13 protein-coding genes are annotated in these 16188 nt (G+C 50.8%); 2 read left to right on the forward strand and 11 right to left on the reverse strand.

Features of this window, described 5'->3' with window-relative positions; all coding sequences use genetic code 11:
- Positions 1-144 precede the first annotated feature (144 nt).
- From MUU51_RS03940 to MUU51_RS03970, 7 genes are all read right to left on the reverse strand, one after another.
- Complete coding sequence (locus MUU51_RS03940) at positions 145-987, reverse strand: ion transporter (RefSeq protein WP_235033592.1); 843 nt, start codon at positions 985-987, stop codon at positions 145-147.
- A 45-nt stretch (positions 988-1032) separates the two neighbouring features.
- Entirely contained in the window at positions 1033-2037 is a 1005-nt protein-coding gene (gene oppF / locus MUU51_RS03945) for a murein tripeptide/oligopeptide ABC transporter ATP-binding protein OppF (RefSeq protein ID WP_159755866.1), read from the reverse strand.
- Positions 2034-3044, reverse strand: a complete 1011-nt coding sequence (locus MUU51_RS03950) for an ABC transporter ATP-binding protein (protein WP_159767617.1) — start codon at positions 3042-3044, stop codon at positions 2034-2036. The genes oppF and MUU51_RS03950 overlap by 4 nt, the downstream gene beginning before the upstream one ends.
- Positions 3045-3055: 11 nt before the next feature.
- Positions 3056-3964, reverse strand: a complete 909-nt coding sequence (gene oppC / locus MUU51_RS03955; protein WP_159767614.1) for an oligopeptide ABC transporter permease OppC — start codon at positions 3962-3964, stop codon at positions 3056-3058.
- A gap of 14 nt (positions 3965-3978) precedes the next feature.
- Positions 3979-4899, reverse strand: coding sequence for an oligopeptide ABC transporter permease OppB (oppB, locus tag MUU51_RS03960; protein WP_125353214.1), 921 nt, complete (start codon positions 4897-4899; stop codon positions 3979-3981).
- 120 nt (positions 4900-5019) lie between these two features.
- On the reverse strand, positions 5020-6651 hold the full coding sequence (gene oppA / locus MUU51_RS03965) for an oligopeptide ABC transporter substrate-binding protein OppA (protein ID WP_159767611.1): 1632 nt from the start codon (positions 6649-6651) through the stop codon (positions 5020-5022).
- 760 nt (positions 6652-7411) lie between these two features.
- The gene (locus MUU51_RS03970; RefSeq protein ID WP_159755851.1) at positions 7412-8059 is read right to left on the reverse strand and encodes a YchE family NAAT transporter; all 648 of its coding nucleotides are present in this window, start codon (positions 8057-8059) and stop codon (positions 7412-7414) included.
- Positions 8060-8537: 478 nt separating this feature from the next.
- Between MUU51_RS03970 and adhE the strand changes: the two genes are divergently transcribed.
- On the forward strand, positions 8538-11213 hold the full coding sequence (adhE, locus tag MUU51_RS03975; RefSeq protein ID WP_159767608.1) for a bifunctional acetaldehyde-CoA/alcohol dehydrogenase: 2676 nt from the start codon (positions 8538-8540) through the stop codon (positions 11211-11213).
- Positions 11214-11253: 40 nt separating this feature from the next.
- Here adhE and tdk read toward each other — a convergent pair whose 3' ends face one another.
- Positions 11254-11913 carry a thymidine kinase gene (gene tdk, locus MUU51_RS03980; RefSeq protein ID WP_258967158.1) on the reverse strand — a complete coding sequence of 220 codons (660 nt, stop codon included), beginning with the start codon at positions 11911-11913 and terminating at the stop codon, positions 11254-11256.
- Between the two features lie 555 nt (positions 11914-12468).
- Between tdk and hns the strand changes: the two genes are divergently transcribed.
- A complete protein-coding gene (hns, locus tag MUU51_RS03985; protein ID WP_110508619.1) occupies positions 12469-12879 on the forward strand; it encodes a histone-like nucleoid-structuring protein H-NS in 411 nt (136 codons plus the stop codon).
- A 160-nt stretch (positions 12880-13039) separates the two neighbouring features.
- Here hns and galU read toward each other — a convergent pair whose 3' ends face one another.
- The 3 genes from galU to rssA all read right to left on the reverse strand — a co-directional run bounded on the left by galU (position 13040) and on the right by rssA (position 16161).
- A complete protein-coding gene (galU, locus tag MUU51_RS03990; protein ID WP_159767602.1) occupies positions 13040-13948 on the reverse strand; it encodes a UTP--glucose-1-phosphate uridylyltransferase GalU in 909 nt (302 codons plus the stop codon).
- 198 nt (positions 13949-14146) lie between these two features.
- Positions 14147-15160 carry a two-component system response regulator RssB gene (gene rssB, locus MUU51_RS03995; RefSeq protein WP_159767599.1) on the reverse strand — a complete coding sequence of 338 codons (1014 nt, stop codon included), beginning with the start codon at positions 15158-15160 and terminating at the stop codon, positions 14147-14149.
- 89 nt (positions 15161-15249) lie between these two features.
- Complete coding sequence (rssA, locus tag MUU51_RS04000) at positions 15250-16161, reverse strand: patatin-like phospholipase RssA (RefSeq protein ID WP_159767596.1); 912 nt, start codon at positions 16159-16161, stop codon at positions 15250-15252.
- Positions 16162-16188 lie beyond the last annotated feature (27 nt).

Raw genomic sequence — 16188 nt, forward strand, 5'->3', positions numbered from 1 at the left:
GTCGTAGCGTGAAACGAGATCAAGTGCCTGTCCAATGTGCATAAAAAAATCCGGAAACGGGTGAGCATTTCCGGATTCTTACACAGCCACTGGATCGATCAACCGATCCTTAACTGATCGGCATTACTGCTTACGCAGCCTTTTTTATTTCCCTTCCGGTAATGACGTGCCACAGGTGCTGCAGTAATTGGCATTTTTTTCATGCCCGGTATGCCGACATTTCGGGCATATACGCGTACTACGACGGTTCTGATATTCATTACTCATATGGGTAGTAATTAACCCGGTTGGAATGGCGATGACCGAGTAACCAATCAAAATGAGCAGCGAGGCGACAAACCGTCCGACACCAGTATGTGGGGCGATATCGCCGTAGCCCACGGTAGTGGCGGTTACCACCGCCCAGTACACTGACGCCCCTAAGGTCACAAAGCCATTTTCAGGGCCTTCGATGCCGTACATCAGCGAGCCAAAGACCACCATCACAATCGCGATTAAGAAATAGAACACCATTAATTGATGACGGGCGCTGACAATCGCCAGCCAGAAGATCCGCAGCGATGACATATAGCGCAGCAGCTTTAGCACGCGCAGAATCCGAATGGTTCTTAATGCCCGCCAGGCGAAAACATAATTCACGCTTATTTCCGGCCATAGCCAAAGAACATACATCGGCAACACGGTGATTAAATCGATTATTCCCCAAAAGCTGAATACATATTTCGCGGGTTGCGACCAGCACAACACTCGAAGAAAATACTCAGCGGTAAATACCACCGTGATGAGCAGTTCCAGATAGACAAAGGTGTGCCACTGATCGAAAGTCAGATGGTAATGAGAATCTAATGCCGATTCGACAAAAATAATCACGACGCTGAATAGCGCAAAAAAACCGCACAACGCCTCAACGCGACGTCCGCTGCGGGTACTTTGATCAAACAGAATGCGGTAAAGACGCTGGCGGAGTGAAGATGGGGCGACGGGCACAATAACCTCACAATAAAAAGGGCTGACATTTGTCAGCCCGGGAGATTATAGCGGGTCCACCTTCAGACAGGAAACGGCGTGTCGGAAGCTACCCTCCAGAACCGGTCGCGTTTTCGCGCATTCCGGCCCGGCAATCGGGCAGCGGGTGCGGAATACGCAGCCTGACGGCGGGTTGATAGGCGACGGTAACTCACCTTCCAATAATTGTATCTTTTTGTTCTTTTCCAGATCCGGGTCGGGAATGGGTACCGCGGACATCAGCGCTTTGGTGTAAGGGTGCAGCGGATTGTGGTAAACCTGATCGTAGGTTCCAAGTTCTACCGCATGGCCCAGATACATCACCAGCACACGATCGGAGATGTGTTTTACCACCGCCAGATCGTGGGCGATGAAAATCAGTGACAGACCCATTTCACGTTGCAGCTGCTGGAGCAGGTTTACCACCTGTGCCTGAATCGACACGTCCAGCGCCGAAACCGGTTCATCACAGATAATCAGTTTTGGTTCAAGAATCAGCGCGCGGGCGATACCGATACGCTGACACTGACCGCCGGAAAATTCATGCGGGTAACGGTTGATGAGGTTCGGCAGCAGGCCTACTTTCATCATCATTGCCTTCACGCGGTCACGGACTTCCTGACGCGGCATTTTCGGATGATAGGTGCGCAGTGGCTCGGCGATGATATCGCCGATATTCATACGCGGATTCAGGGAAGCCAGCGGATCCTGGAAAATCATCTGAATGTCGCTGCGCACAGCACGCCATTCGTCCGGCTTCATGCCCAGTAAATCTTTACCCAGCCAGGCGACACGCCCCTCTGTGGCTTTCACCAGACCGATAATGGCGCGGGCAAAGGTCGATTTACCACAGCCTGATTCTCCGACCACGCCCAGCGTTTCACCTTCATACAGTCGCAGCGTTACACCATCGACCGCCTTCAGGGTTTTCGAGGGCTGCCAGAACCACTGTTTGCCGTCTTTGATGTCAAAGTGCACTTTCAGATCGGCAATTTCGAGCAGAACTTTTTTATCTTCAGTCACGGCGTTCATACTAGATCCCCCACCGGTTTAAAGCAGGCGCGTAAACGGCCAGGCGCGAACGCCTCCAGAGGCGGAGCCGTGTTGCAGATTTCCATCGCATGCGGGCAACGCGGCTGGAACGGGCAGCCTTTCGGCAGACGCATCAGGTTTGGCGGGTTGCCTGGAATGGTCAACAGCGCTTCGCCTTCCGCATCCAGACGCGGCACCGCGTTAAGCAGCCCCATCGAATATGGGTGTGCCGGGTGATAAAACACGTCGCGCGCGTTGCCATATTCCATGGTGCGCCCGGCGTACATCACCAGCACTTTGTCGCAGATCCCGGCCACAACGCCGAGATCGTGCGTGATCATAATGATGGCGGTGTTGAATTCGCTTTTCAGCTCATTCAGCAGGGTCATGATTTGCGCCTGAACGGTCACGTCCAGTGCAGTCGTCGGTTCATCCGCGATCAGCAGTTTTGGCCGACACAGCAGCGCCATGGCGATCATCACACGCTGGCGCATACCACCAGAAAACTCGTGCGGATACATGCGCATACGCTTACGCGCTTCCGGCATTTTAACCGCATCCAGCATCCGCACAGACTCTTCAAACGCTTCGGCTTTGCCCATGCCTTTGTGCAGCATCAGCACTTCCATCAGCTGCTCCCCCACCCGCATGTACGGGTTCAGGGACGTCATCGGATCCTGGAAAATCATCGAAATCTGTTCGGCGCGCAGACGGTTAAGCTCTTTCTCCGGCAGATTCAGGATCTGACGACCGTTAAAAGAAGCGACGCCGCCAATGCGGCCGTTCTTCGCCAGCAGACCCATCAGTGCAAACGCGGTCTGAGATTTACCGGAACCGGATTCGCCGACGATCCCCAGCGTTTCGCCCGCTTTCAGGCTGAAATTCAGATCATTTACCGCCGTCACGTCGCCGTCTGCAGTGGCAAACGTTACGCGTAAATCTTTTACGTCCAGCAGCAGGCCAGATTGTTGCTGCTGCGGGGCGTTAACCATTTCAATCGTGCTCATGGCATCACTCCTTAGCGGTCTTTCGGGTCGAGGGCATCACGCAGGCCATCGCCGATAAAGTTGAAACAGAACAGGGTTACCACCAGGAAACCTGCCGGATACAGCAGCAGCCATGGAGAGACTTCCATGGAGTTGGCGCCATCACTCAGTAATGCGCCCCAGCTGCTGAGCGGCTCCTGGGTACCCAGACCGAGGAAGCTCAGGAACGATTCAAACAGGATCATGCTTGGCACCAGCAGTGAAGCGTAAACCACCACCACGCCCAGCACGTTTGGCACGATATGGCGCACAACAATATTTGCGGTTGAGACACCACCCACCTGCGCCGCTTCGATAAACTCTTTGCGCTTCAGGCTTAAGGTCTGACCGCGCACGATACGCGCCATATCCAGCCAGGAGACCATCCCGATTGCCACGAAGATAAGCAGGATGTTTTGGCCGAAGAACGTTACCAGCAAAATAACGAAGAACATGAACGGGAAGGAGTTCAGGATCTCCAGCAGGCGCATCATCACGGAGTCCACTTTTCCGCCGAGGTAGCCGGAGAGTGAACCGTACAGCGTCCCAAGGACTACTGCCACCAGCGCTGCGGCGATCCCGACCATCAGCGAAATTCGACCACCAATCGCGACACGCACTAATAAATCACGGCCGGATGAATCGGTCCCGAAATAGTGCCCGGAAGGCATATCAGGGGCGCTGGACATCATGTTCCAGTCGGTATCGAAGTAGCTGAACTGCGACAGCATCGGGGCCAGCGTTACGAACAGGGCGATAACCACCAGCACAATCAGGCTGGCAACTGCCGCACGGTTATGCATAAAACGACGGCGGGCGTCCTGCCAAAGGCTACGGCCTTCGACTTCCAGTTTTTCACTGAAGTGTTCCAGCGCCTCGCTGTTTTTCTTACTCAACATCATGGCGAACTCCAGTGTCAGTAACGGATTTTCGGATCGATAACGGCATACAGCACATCGACGATCGCGTTAAACAGAATGGTCAGCGCACCGACCAGAATGGTCAGGCTCAGAACCAGGGAATAATCGCGGTTCAGCGCGCCATTCACGAACAGCTGACCAATACCCGGCAGGCCGTAAATGGTTTCGATGACCATTGAACCTGTGATGATGCCCACGAACGCTGGCCCCATGTACGAGAGCACTGGCAGCAGCGCTGGTTTCAACGCGTGACGCAGAATAATGCGGCGCATCGGCAACCCTTTCGCCTTTGCGGTACGAATGAAGTTGGAGTGCAGGACTTCAATCATCGAACCACGGGTGATACGCGCGATGCTGGCTATATAGGCCAGAGAGAGCGCCACCATCGGCAGGATCATGTATTGCAACGCCCCGCCGTTCCAGCCACCGCCCGGCAACCAATGCAGCGTGATGGCAAATATCATCACCAGCAATGGCGCGACCACGAAGCTCGGGATAACCACCCCGGTCATCGCCACCCCCATGACGGCGTAATCCCATTTGGTATTTTGATTCAGCGCGGCTATCACCCCGGCGCTGACACCCAGGATTACGGCGAGGAAGAATGCAGCAAAACCTAATTTGGCCGACACCGGGAAGCTCGCGGCCACCAGGTCGTTCACGGAATAATCTTTATATTTGAATGACGGTCCAAAATCGCCGTGTGCCAGCTGCTTCAAATAATTGAAGTACTGGACCCCGATAGGATCGTTCAGGTGATATTTGGCTTCAATGTTCGCCATGACTTCAGGCGGCAGCGTGCGTTCGCCGGTAAATGGACTCCCCGGCGCCAGACGCATCATAAAGAAGGAAATGGTAATCAGGATAAAGAGTGTCGGAATTGCTTCCAGACAGCGGCGTAAAATAAATTTCAACATTGCCCGTACCTTCTGGCGTGTGCCTTTACATGTCGCAATTCAGCGTGGCTGATGCAGTCATGTGATAGTGCGTGAAATAAGACACAGTGGGGCAACCCCGTGTTGCCCCACGTATTGCCATTAATGCTTAATGATGTACAAGTCTTTGGTATAGATGTTGTCCATCGGATCTTTACCGGTGTAACCGCCAATCCATGGTTTCACCAGACGGGCATTCACATAGTAATAGACCGGAACGATAGCGGAGTCTTTGCCCAGCTGCTGTTCAGCTTTGTCATACAGCGCAACACGCTGTGCTTCGTCGGTCACCTGCAGAGTCTGCTTCATGATCGCATCAAACGCCGGGCTCTTATAGTGCGCGGTGTTCATTGAGCTATCAGACAGCATGGTGTTCAGGAAGGACGTCGGTTCGTTGTAGTCCGCACACCAGCCGGCACGCGCAACGTCATAAGTACCCTGATGACGGGTATCAAGGAAGGTTTTCCACTCCTGGTTAACCAGCTTCACATTCACGCCCAGGTTTTTCTTCCAGATAGACGCGGCAGCGATGGCCAGTTTCTTGTGCAGATCGGAGGTGTTGTACAGCAGTTCGAAGGTCAGCGGCTTATCGGCGGTGTAGCCTGCTTCGGCCAGCAGTTTCTTCGCTTCTTCGTTACGTTTTTCCTGCGTCCAGGTAAACCATTCTGGTTTGGTCAACTTCGCGCCATCGGTGTACGGAGGAGTGTAACCGTAAGCTGGCAGGTCGCCCTGCGCTTTCACTTTGTTGACGATGATGTCACGGTCCAGGCCCAGTTTCAGTGCGGTACGTACACGCTCATCGGTGAACGGGGCTTTCTGGTTGTTGATTTCGTAGTAATAGGTGCACAGGTACGGGTCAACGTGAACTTCGGTTGGGATCTCTTTCTTCAGCTTCTGGAACAGTTCAATCGGCAGGTTGTTATAGGTCATGTCGATTTCGCCGCTGCGGTAGCGGTTTACGTCGGTGACTTCAGAAGAGATTGGCAGATAGGTAATCTGGTCAACAACAGTGTCTTTGTTATCCCAGTAGTTGGTGTTGCGCTCCATTACGATGCGCTCGTTCACCACCCAGTCTTTCAGTTTGTAAGCGCCATTGGTGACGATATTGGCAGGCTGAGTCCACTTTTCACCGAATTTTTCGATGGCGGTTTTATTTACCGGGGACATCGCCGGGTTCACCAGCAGTTTATAGAAATAAGGAACCGGCTCGCTCAGAGTGACTTCCAGAGTGTGATCGTCGATGGCTTTCACGCCGAGATCGGAGGTCGGTTTTTTGCCGTCGATAATTTCATCAACGTTCAGGATGTGACCGTATTGCGGATAGCTCGCATACGGGGACGCAGTTTTCGGGTCCACCAGACGCTGCCAGCTATAGACGAAATCTTGTGCCGTTACCGGCTCGCCGTTGGACCATTTTGCATCTTTACGCAGATGGAAGGTCCACACTTTGAAATCTTTGTTATCCCAGCTTTCTGCTACGCCCGGGATCGGGTGACCGTCTTTGGTGGAGGTGATGAGCAGGCCTTCGAACAGGTCACGGCTCACGTTTGCTTCTGGAACACCTTCAATTTTGTTCGGATCCAGTGACTGCGGCTCAGCGCCGTTGTTACGGATCATGGTCTGCTTATCTGCCAGCTTAACACCTGCAGGAACGTCTGCAGCCATTGCACTTCCTGCGATAAGTGCAGCTAAAACACCGGCTGCGATGAGGCTTTTTTTTGTGATGATGGACATTGTGTTGATACTCCGCTCATTATAATTACTGGCTGTGCCAGCCTGTTTTGTTTAATCCCCTAAGGGTTTCCCATACAGCGCAGGAGTGAATGCGTCTGTCAGGCTTTACTGCTGCTATCACCGACTTCTTTTATTACGGTCACTCTTTATTCGGCAACCTTTCGTCGATTCTTTAGGTCATCCCCCCTGTCGGGATAACCGATGTTCTTATTTGCGTCAGGAGATTTATTTGAAAATTATTCTCATCTCCACTTTTTGTATCGTGAAATGTCTGAGCGGAAAGTACCAAAAGCATTTCTCCCCCGCCAATACAATTTGCAAATTTGTTAACCAATTCTCTTTTGTTGAACCCATTTCGAATGAAGCCGGTCAATTTTCGCAGCATCGATTGAAATTTAATCTTTATTAATCAATTGGTTAACCAAAAACCAGCTCAGCGCACGGCTCGCACAACGCCGACAGCGGCCTTTTGCACAATAATTTAACAATTGATTATTATTTAGCACATTACTCTGCGTGAACGTTGAAATTACTAATAACATTTCAATTATCTCACGGCAAGCGTAAGAGTATCATGTTAGTGAAATAACATTATTGCCCGGGGTACTACACAGGACTCCAAAGGCTAATCACCTGATAACAATAGAATTAGGGAGAAATAGCAGAAGGTTATTACGGCGGGTTAATTCACATTTATTGATATGTTTTGCTAATAAATGAAAGAAAAAACGAGGCGTGTTCGCCCCGTTTCAGAACGGTGTCAGGCAAGCAAGCCGGGGAAGATAGATTTGATACCGGCCACGATAAATTCAATGCCAAGTGCCATCAGCAGCAGACCCATGATACGGGTGATAACGTTGATACCCGTTTGTCCCAGTAACCGCACCAGCCAGGGTGCGATGCGGAACAGCCCCCAACAGCAACCGGCAAAAATCGCGATAGCGACGGAGAAGCCAATCAGATGCGCAATATTATGGTAGCGCGTGCCCCAGACAATCGTGGAGCTGATTGCCCCCGGCCCGGCCATTAAGGGTAATGCCAGAGGGACAACGCCGACGCTTTCGCGAATGGCCGTCTCTGATTTTTCCTGCTTGTTCTGTTTGTCCTCACCGAGCTTTCCGCTGATCATCGACATCGCAATCGTTACCACCAGAATACCGCCCGCAATACGGAACGAGTCGATAGAAATCCCGAAGAGTTGCAGAATGCCGTCGCCCAGAAACAGCGAGGTCCACAAAATGATGGCCACCGAGAGGTTTGCCGTCAGGTTGGTTTTATTGCGCGCAGGCGCCGACTGGTAGCTGGTCATACTGATGAACACCGGGATGATACCCACCGGGTTTACCAGCGCAAATAAGCCAATGAAAAACTTGATATAAGTTGGAAAATCGAACAGCGATTGAATCACGGTAACCCCGCGCCCTCATCAATTGTGGTAGTTGACGTACAGTAATCACGAAAAACGCGCTGAAGATACGCTGTTTGACGGCATTCTTCACCACAAATCTGCTGTAAAACGCTACCAATACACGTTGTTATGTATCTGTTTAAATTATGCTAATGTTACCCCAGCCCGAAATTACGATCTTTTAACACTTGATACAAACCGCTAAAATCGGCCTGCTGAATGGAGTCAGCTTGGTGTAATCTTGATTTAGATCACGCAATTCGTACTCAGAAGTGGGTAATCTTAATGTCGCACCAGGGAGTAGCCCGGTACCTCTACCGGGTGTAATGGAAGGCTCTTTTAGTAAATCAGTGGATGAAGGTCGCAAAGTAACCTGTTGTTTTTATGACTCTTACGCAAGCTGCTTGTGGTCTGTCTATACTGACGTATCGCGCAGCTGATTTACTAAAAAAGTTTAACATTATCCAGGAGAGCATTTATGGCTGTTACTAATGTCGCTGAACTGAACGCACTCGTCGAGCGCGTAAAAAAAGCTCAGCGTGAATATGCCAACTTCACCCAAGAACAGGTTGATAAAATTTTCCGCGCGGCCGCACTGGCTGCTGCAGATGCTCGAATCCCTCTCGCGAAACTGGCCGTTGCCGAATCTGGCATGGGTATCGTGGAAGATAAAGTGATTAAAAACCACTTTGCTTCTGAGTATATCTACAACGCCTATAAAGATGAGAAAACCTGTGGTGTCCTGTCTGAAGATGACACTTTCGGTACTATCACCATCGCTGAACCTATCGGCATCATCTGCGGTATCGTACCGACCACCAACCCAACGTCTACCGCTATCTTCAAGTCTCTTATCAGCCTGAAGACGCGTAACGCGATCATCTTCTCTCCACACCCACGTGCGAAAGACGCGACTAACAAAGCCGCTGATATCGTTCTCCAGGCTGCAATCGCAGCAGGTGCGCCGAAAGATCTGATTGGTTGGATTGATCAGCCTTCCGTAGAGCTGTCCAACGCTCTGATGCATCACCCAGACATCAACATGATCCTCGCCACTGGTGGCCCGGGCATGGTTAAAGCAGCATACAGCTCCGGTAAACCTGCCATCGGCGTAGGTGCGGGTAACACCCCTGTTGTTGTTGATGAAACGGCTGATGTGAAACGCGTTGTGGCGTCCATCCTGATGTCTAAAACCTTCGACAACGGTGTAATCTGTGCATCTGAGCAGTCCGTTATCGTGGTTGACTCTGCGTACGCTGCAGTACGTGAGCGTTTCGCTTCCCACGGCGGCTACATGCTGCAGGGCAAAGAGCTGAAAGCCGTTCAGGACATCATCCTGAAAAATGGCGGTCTGAACGCCGCTATCGTTGGTCAGCCAGCAACCAAAATTGCTGAACTGGCAGGTTTCACCGTACCAGCAGATACCAAAATTCTGATTGGCGAAGTGACCGTTGTTGACGAATCCGAGCCGTTCGCTCACGAAAAACTGTCTCCGACTCTGGCAATGTACCGTGCCAAGAACTTCGAAGACGCCGTTGTTAAAGCGGAAAAACTGGTTGAGATGGGCGGCATCGGCCACACTTCTTGCCTGTACACCGACCAGGACAACCAGCCAGAACGCGTTAAGCACTTCGGCGACAAAATGAAGACTGCTCGTATTCTGATTAACACCCCGGCATCTCAGGGTGGTATCGGTGACCTTTACAACTTCAAACTCGCGCCTTCCCTGACTCTGGGTTGTGGTTCCTGGGGTGGTAACTCCATCTCTGAGAACGTGGGTCCTAAGCACCTGATCAACAAGAAAACCGTTGCTAAGCGAGCTGAAAACATGTTGTGGCACAAACTTCCGAAATCCATCTACTTCCGTCGTGGCTCACTGCCAATCGCGCTGGATGAAGTGATTACCGATGGTCACAAACGTGCGATGATCGTGACTGACCGTTTCCTGTTCAACAACGGCTATGCAGACCAGATCACGTCTGTTCTGAAAGCAGCTGGCGTTGAAACTGAAGTGTTCTTTGAAGTTGAAGCTGACCCAACTCTGACCGTAGTACGTAAAGGTGCAGAACTGGCGAATTCCTTCAAACCAGACGTGATTATCGCGCTGGGCGGCGGTTCCCCGATGGATGCTGCGAAAATCATGTGGGTCATGTACGAACACCCAGAAACTCACTTCGAAGAACTGGCACTGCGCTTTATGGACATCCGTAAACGTATCTACAAGTTCCCGAAAATGGGTGTGAAAGCGAAGATGATTGCGGTCACCACCACGTCCGGTACCGGTTCTGAAGTGACCCCGTTTGCAGTGGTTACCGATGATGCAACGGGTCAGAAATATCCACTGGCTGACTACGCGCTGACTCCGGACATGGCTATCGTTGATGCCAACCTCGTGATGGATATGCCGAAATCACTGTGTGCATTCGGTGGTCTGGATGCGGTAACCCACGCCCTGGAAGCTTATGTGTCTGTACTGGCATCTGAGTTCTCTGATGGTCAGGCTCTGCAGGCTCTGAAACTGCTGAAAGAAAACCTGCCAGCGTCTTACCACGAAGGTTCTAAGAACCCAGTTGCACGTGAACGCGTTCACAACGCAGCGACTATCGCCGGTATCGCGTTTGCTAACGCCTTCCTCGGTGTGTGTCACTCCATGGCGCATAAACTGGGTTCCCAGTTCCACATTCCTCACGGTTTGGCGAACGCCCTGCTGATCAGCAACGTTATTCGCTACAACGCGAACGACAACCCGACCAAGCAGACTGCATTCAGCCAGTACGACCGTCCGCAGGCTCGTCGTCGTTACGCAGAAATCGCAGACCACCTGGGTCTGACCTCTTCCAGCGACCGTACTGCTGCGAAAATCGAGAAACTGCTGGCATGGCTGGACAGCATCAAAGCTGAACTGGGTATTCCTAAGTCTATCCGTGAAGCGGGTGTTCAGGAAGCTGACTTCCTGGCACACGTCGACAAACTGTCTGAAGACGCGTTTGATGACCAGTGTACCGGTGCTAACCCACGTTACCCACTGATTGCTGAACTGAAGCAAATTCTGCTGGACACCTACTACGGCCGCGAGTTTAGCGAAGGCGACGTAGCTGAGAAGAAAGCAGCTGCTCCGGCTAAAGCTGACAAAAAAGCGAAGAAAACCGCTTAATTTGAAAGCCTAATAAAAACCCGCCAGATGGCGGGTTTTTTTATGTCTGTTGCGCGCTAAAGCGTGGTGAGATTACTCTTTCCACCTTCCCTCGCACTCGCTGCTGAATAGCGCTCAGAGAGCCTTCCAGAAGCGCTTCTTTGTAATGTTTACGACACACGGAGACATAACGCTCATTCCCGCCGATAACCACCTGTTCCCCTTCGTTATACGGACGCCCTTCCTGATCCAGTCGCAGTACCATACTCGCCTTACGACCACAGAAGCAGATGGTTTTTAATTCCACCAGTTTATCGGACCAGCACAGCAGATATTGGCTGCCAATAAACAGCTCGCCGCGAAAATCTGTACGCAGGCCGTAGCACAGCACCGGGATATCCAGCTCATCCACAACCTCTGACAGCGCGTAGACCTGCTCGCGAGTCAGGAACTGGCTCTCATCCACCAGCACACAGTGAATCGGCTCCTGCGCGTGCTCAGCTGCGATATCGTCGTACAGCGATGTCTGTTGGTTGTAGAGCTTTGCCGGTGAGGACAATCCGATGCGGGAACTGACTTTTCCTGCACCGAATCTGTCGTCAATTTCTGCGGTATAAACCAGCGTTCGCATTCCGCGTTCCTGGTAATTATAGGAGGATTGTAACAAAGCCGTAGACTTCCCTGCATTCATTGCAGAGTAGTAAAAATAAAGTTGTGCCATTCGCAGCATCACCTCAATCATCGTGATTTAACGGCACGAATTGTACCATATCCCCTGCAAATTTCAGCGTTCACGCAGCGCATAATCCATTGCTACTTCACGTAAAATATTAAGTTCTTCTTATCTATAATAACAATCAGAAACAGCCAGCTATTCACATGACGCCTTAAGATTATCCCGAGTTATCAGCCAGCTAATCCCTTACCTGGCGGCCCAGGGCTTTCGTGACGTTATGATTCAGATTCTATTGGTTCCTGGAAATTCTCCCTTGGTCCCCGAGTAATACGAAAGGCTGATATTAGCGTTCATCTTATATATGCCGCGCTGCAACAGAGAAAAAGGCATACTTTGTAAGGGTGTTCTTATGATTGGTGCCAGGCAATAAGCACTCATGATGTGAACTGCCGCGTAAAATTTAACTTTATCTAATTATTAATCGCGATAAATAACACGTTATTTTGACTTCCTTACAAACCACCCTATTGCACATCTGAAATTAACGCTCTATTATTACCTCAACAAACCACCCCACAATATAAGTTTGAGAATACGACAATGAGCGAAGCACTTAAAATTTTGAACAACATCCGTACTCTTCGTGCGCAGGCAAGAGAATGCACTCTCGAAACTCTCGAAGAAATGCTGGAAAAATTAGAAGTTGTTGTGAACGAACGTCGCGAAGAAGATAATGCGGCCGCTGCTGAAGTTGAAGAGCGTACTCGTAAACTGCAACAATACCGTGAAATGCTGATTGCTGATGGCATTGACCCAAATGAACTGCTGAACAGCATTGCTGCAGCAAGCAAATCTGGTGCTAAAGCTAAACGTGCAGCTCGCCCGGCTAAATATAGCTACGTTGATGAAAACGGCGAAACTAAAACCTGGACCGGCCAGGGTCGTACCCCGGCAATCATCAAAAAAGCAATGGATGAGCAAGGTAAATCTCTGGACGACTTCCTGATTTAATCTTTCTTGTTTGTTTGAAAATCCCGCTCTGCGGGATTTTTTTTATCCTGAAATCGCCTCAGGCATTCTCAATAGTGCCTGGTTTTAACACAATCCCGATGACAGGTAATAAAAAACCGGGGTCTTTTCAGAACCCCGGTCGGTACAGCAGGTGAGCAAATTACTTGCCAGCTTCCACTGTTTCTTCCAGCCAGGCTTTAAAATCCGCGCCCAGTGAATTGTGGCGAATGCCATATTCAACAAACGCACGCATATAACCCAGTTTATTACCGCAGTCGTGGCTTTTGCCTTTCATATGATAGGCTTCAACGGTTTCTTTTTCGATCAGCATGTCGATTGCATCGGTCAGCTGGATCTCGTCACCGGCACCTGGAGGCGTCTTCGCCAGCAGCGGCCAAATCTCTGCGCTCAGCACATAGCGGCCTACAACGGCGAGGTTAGACGGTGCCACGTCGGCTTTAGGTTTCTCAACCACACCTACCATTGGCACGCTATCACCTGGATTCAGGGCTTCGCCTTTGCAATCCACAACACCGTATGCGGTTACGTCTTCAACCGGTTCAACCATGATCTGGCTGGCACCTGTTTCATCAAAACGCTTAATCATATCGGCGAGGTTGTCACGGGACAGATCGGATTCATATTCATCCAGAATCACGTCTGGCAGAATAACCGCGACAGGCTCATCACCAACAACCGGATGCGCACACAGAACTGCGTGACCCAGACCTTTTGCCAGACCCTGACGGACCTGCATAATGGTCACGTGTGGCGGACAAATAGACTGCACTTCTTCCAGCAGCTGGCGCTTAACGCGTTTTTCCAGCATGGCTTCGAGTTCAAAACTGGTATCGAAATGGTTTTCGATAGAGTTTTTAGAAGAATGCGTAACCAGAACAATTTCAGTAATGCCTGCAGCAATACATTCATTGACTACATACTGAATTAATGGCTTGTCGACCAGCGGCAGCATTTCCTTAGGAATCGCTTTAGTGGCGGGCAACATCCTGGTACCCAATCCCGCTACCGGGATTACGGCCTTAGTGACTTTCGAATTTAATGCAGCCATTGAAATCTCCTGAACTGTTCAACTTTTGAACGTGCTCGTTAATTAATAACGCGTTGAGTATATCAGTACCGATTGCTCAATCTGGTCTGAAAAGGACACGTTAACCTTGAATTAGGATTTTTACGTATAAATCCTGCTGATAGTACCACTACCGTCTGAAAGCGGAGACAGCAATATCCCGAGATTCAGACTAATTGTTCATTCCGCAGACAACATCAGGCGCAGGCGCCCCCCTGCTCCCCAAATTTGGCACTGCCAGGATTCGCAGCGCTGGCTGATTTGATTTAAATAAGTATTACCTAATGTGCCCAACGGAACCCCATTGCTGATCTGTATTTGGTGCTCACCGGTGTTAAGCGATCCGTTGAGTCCGGCAGAAACGAGGATCAGATTTTTAATTCCACTGTGGTAATACCCAACCAGTAACGGGAATTGTCCTGGCAAATTGGCCTGATGTAGCAATTGATTGACCTGTTTTAGCAAACTGCCTAATTCAGGCAGACGCTGCCCTTCGTGCGAAAGTTGTTCTTGTAACAAACCGTTAAATAAAGCACGCAGCAAAAGTGCGGCCAAAACGCCATTATCACCCGCTCGCGTAACGTCGAGACAATAAAACGCCAGATCTTTATCTGAGAGTGGTGCAATATCGAGCACCAGACCGTGATTATCGGCTGACACCAGCTGACGATAATTTATTCGGCAGTGAGATATAACCTGTTGCACTGGCGGTTGAAGTTCCTGAAGTAATTTCGCCGCAGCGGATGGATTCATCACCAGCGCATCCCAGTCCTCGAATAAACGCTCTTCTTCCTCAACGCGGGAATTGAACATATTGGGATAAAGGCAGGCGAACACCGTTTCACGCAGGCGGTTTAGATCTTTGACCGGTTTGAGCAGTACATCCTGCACGCCGAGACGCAGCGCTTTAGCGATGTCTGCCATATTTTCAGTTGCGGAAATGACCAGAATCGGAAGCTGATGACCGTTGTTACGTAAGAACTCGACCAACTTAAGGCCGTTCATTCTCGGCATCGCAATATCGCAAATCATCAGATCAGGGTTGAGCCTGGCCATTTTTTCGAGAGCATCCACACCGTCTTCAGCCAGGGCCGTATCTGCACCCAGCGATGAAAGCCACGAATCTAACAGTGAGCGGAAAACGGGTTCGTCCTCGACGATAAGAATCTGTTTTCCCGCCAATGGCTGCGTCATGATATCTCCCCTGGCAGACGATAAGTAAATAGTGGCACGCTATTCGTGCTATCGCCTGTCAGATTTTGCTGAAGTAATCGAAAAATACCCTAACCCATGCTGCGGACTAACGGTAAAAGCTCGTCCATCTTTTTCTCAACCGACAATTGACCTGCGGCGATGGCCGCGGGCGCTCGGTGGAAATCAAGCGTAGATATCTGTGGGCAAAAAGGTTGCAACAGGATGTCCGGCGGATCGCCTGCCATACGGTTGCGCTTTAATCGGTTTTCCAGCACCTGAATAGAGGTCGTCATGATCTCCATGGCCGTGGGTGTGATCGCCGTCCGGCGTGATGTCATGCGTCCTAACCTTGCGCGAAAACGTTCGTGCCAGGTGAGCGATTCATCATTATCTAAAGACTGTGGATCGGGCTGAAGGTTCACCGACAGCAGATCCTGTTGCATTAAATGCGCATCGTGCTGTAAATCGACAGCAATCACGATGTCTGCACCCAACGCACGAGTGAGCGAAACCGGGACAGGGTTCACCACTGCGCCATCGACCAACCAGTAACCGTTATGCATCACGGGGGACATCAGCCCGGGGATACTGCACGAAGCGCGGACGGCCATATGAAGGTCACCTTCGGTAAACCAGATTTCACGCCCAGTGCTGAGGTTGGTGGCGACGGTCGCAAAACGACGTTCGCAGGATTCGATAGTATCGACAGGGAGAAGCTGGCGGAAATGACTGAATACGCGTTCGCCGCGCAGCAGACCGCCGCGCCGCCAGGAGAGATCCATCAGACGTAAAACGTCCCATGAACTGAAAGAGCAAACCCACTTTTCCAGAACCGGAAGACGATCGCAGGCAAAGGCCGCCCCCACCAGCGAACCGATGGAACACCCTGCAACGATATCAATCTCAATGCCCATTTTCTGCAGCGCTTTAATGACGCCGATGTGTGACCATCCTCGCGCCGCGCCCGAACCCAGGGCTAATCCTACTTTAAGCTTTCTCATTCCTGACTGTACTGAACCCTATTCCCA

The organism is Scandinavium manionii (assembly GCF_024764775.1).
Taxonomy (GTDB): Bacteria; Pseudomonadota; Gammaproteobacteria; order Enterobacterales; family Enterobacteriaceae; genus Scandinavium; species Scandinavium manionii.

Coding starts and splice junctions, on each gene's coding strand:
- oppF (WP_159755866.1), bottom strand. CDS start 2,037: ATGAACGCCGTGACTGAAGATAAAAAAGTTCTGCTCGAAATTGCCGAT.
- MUU51_RS03950 (WP_159767617.1), bottom strand. CDS start 3,044: ATGAGCACGATTGAAATGGTTAACGCCCCGCAGCAGCAACAATCTGGC.
- oppC (WP_159767614.1), bottom strand. CDS start 3,964: ATGATGTTGAGTAAGAAAAACAGCGAGGCGCTGGAACACTTCAGTGAA.
- oppB (WP_125353214.1), bottom strand. CDS start 4,899: ATGTTGAAATTTATTTTACGCCGCTGTCTGGAAGCAATTCCGACACTC.
- oppA (WP_159767611.1), bottom strand. CDS start 6,651: ATGTCCATCATCACAAAAAAAAGCCTCATCGCAGCCGGTGTTTTAGCT.
- adhE (WP_159767608.1), top strand. CDS start 8,538: ATGGCTGTTACTAATGTCGCTGAACTGAACGCACTCGTCGAGCGCGTA.
- tdk (WP_258967158.1), bottom strand. CDS start 11,913: ATGGCACAACTTTATTTTTACTACTCTGCAATGAATGCAGGGAAGTCT.
- hns (WP_110508619.1), top strand. CDS start 12,469: ATGAGCGAAGCACTTAAAATTTTGAACAACATCCGTACTCTTCGTGCG.
- galU (WP_159767602.1), bottom strand. CDS start 13,948: ATGGCTGCATTAAATTCGAAAGTCACTAAGGCCGTAATCCCGGTAGCG.
- rssB (WP_159767599.1), bottom strand. CDS start 15,160: ATGACGCAGCCATTGGCGGGAAAACAGATTCTTATCGTCGAGGACGAA.
- rssA (WP_159767596.1), bottom strand. CDS start 16,161: ATGAGAAAGCTTAAAGTAGGATTAGCCCTGGGTTCGGGCGCGGCGCGA.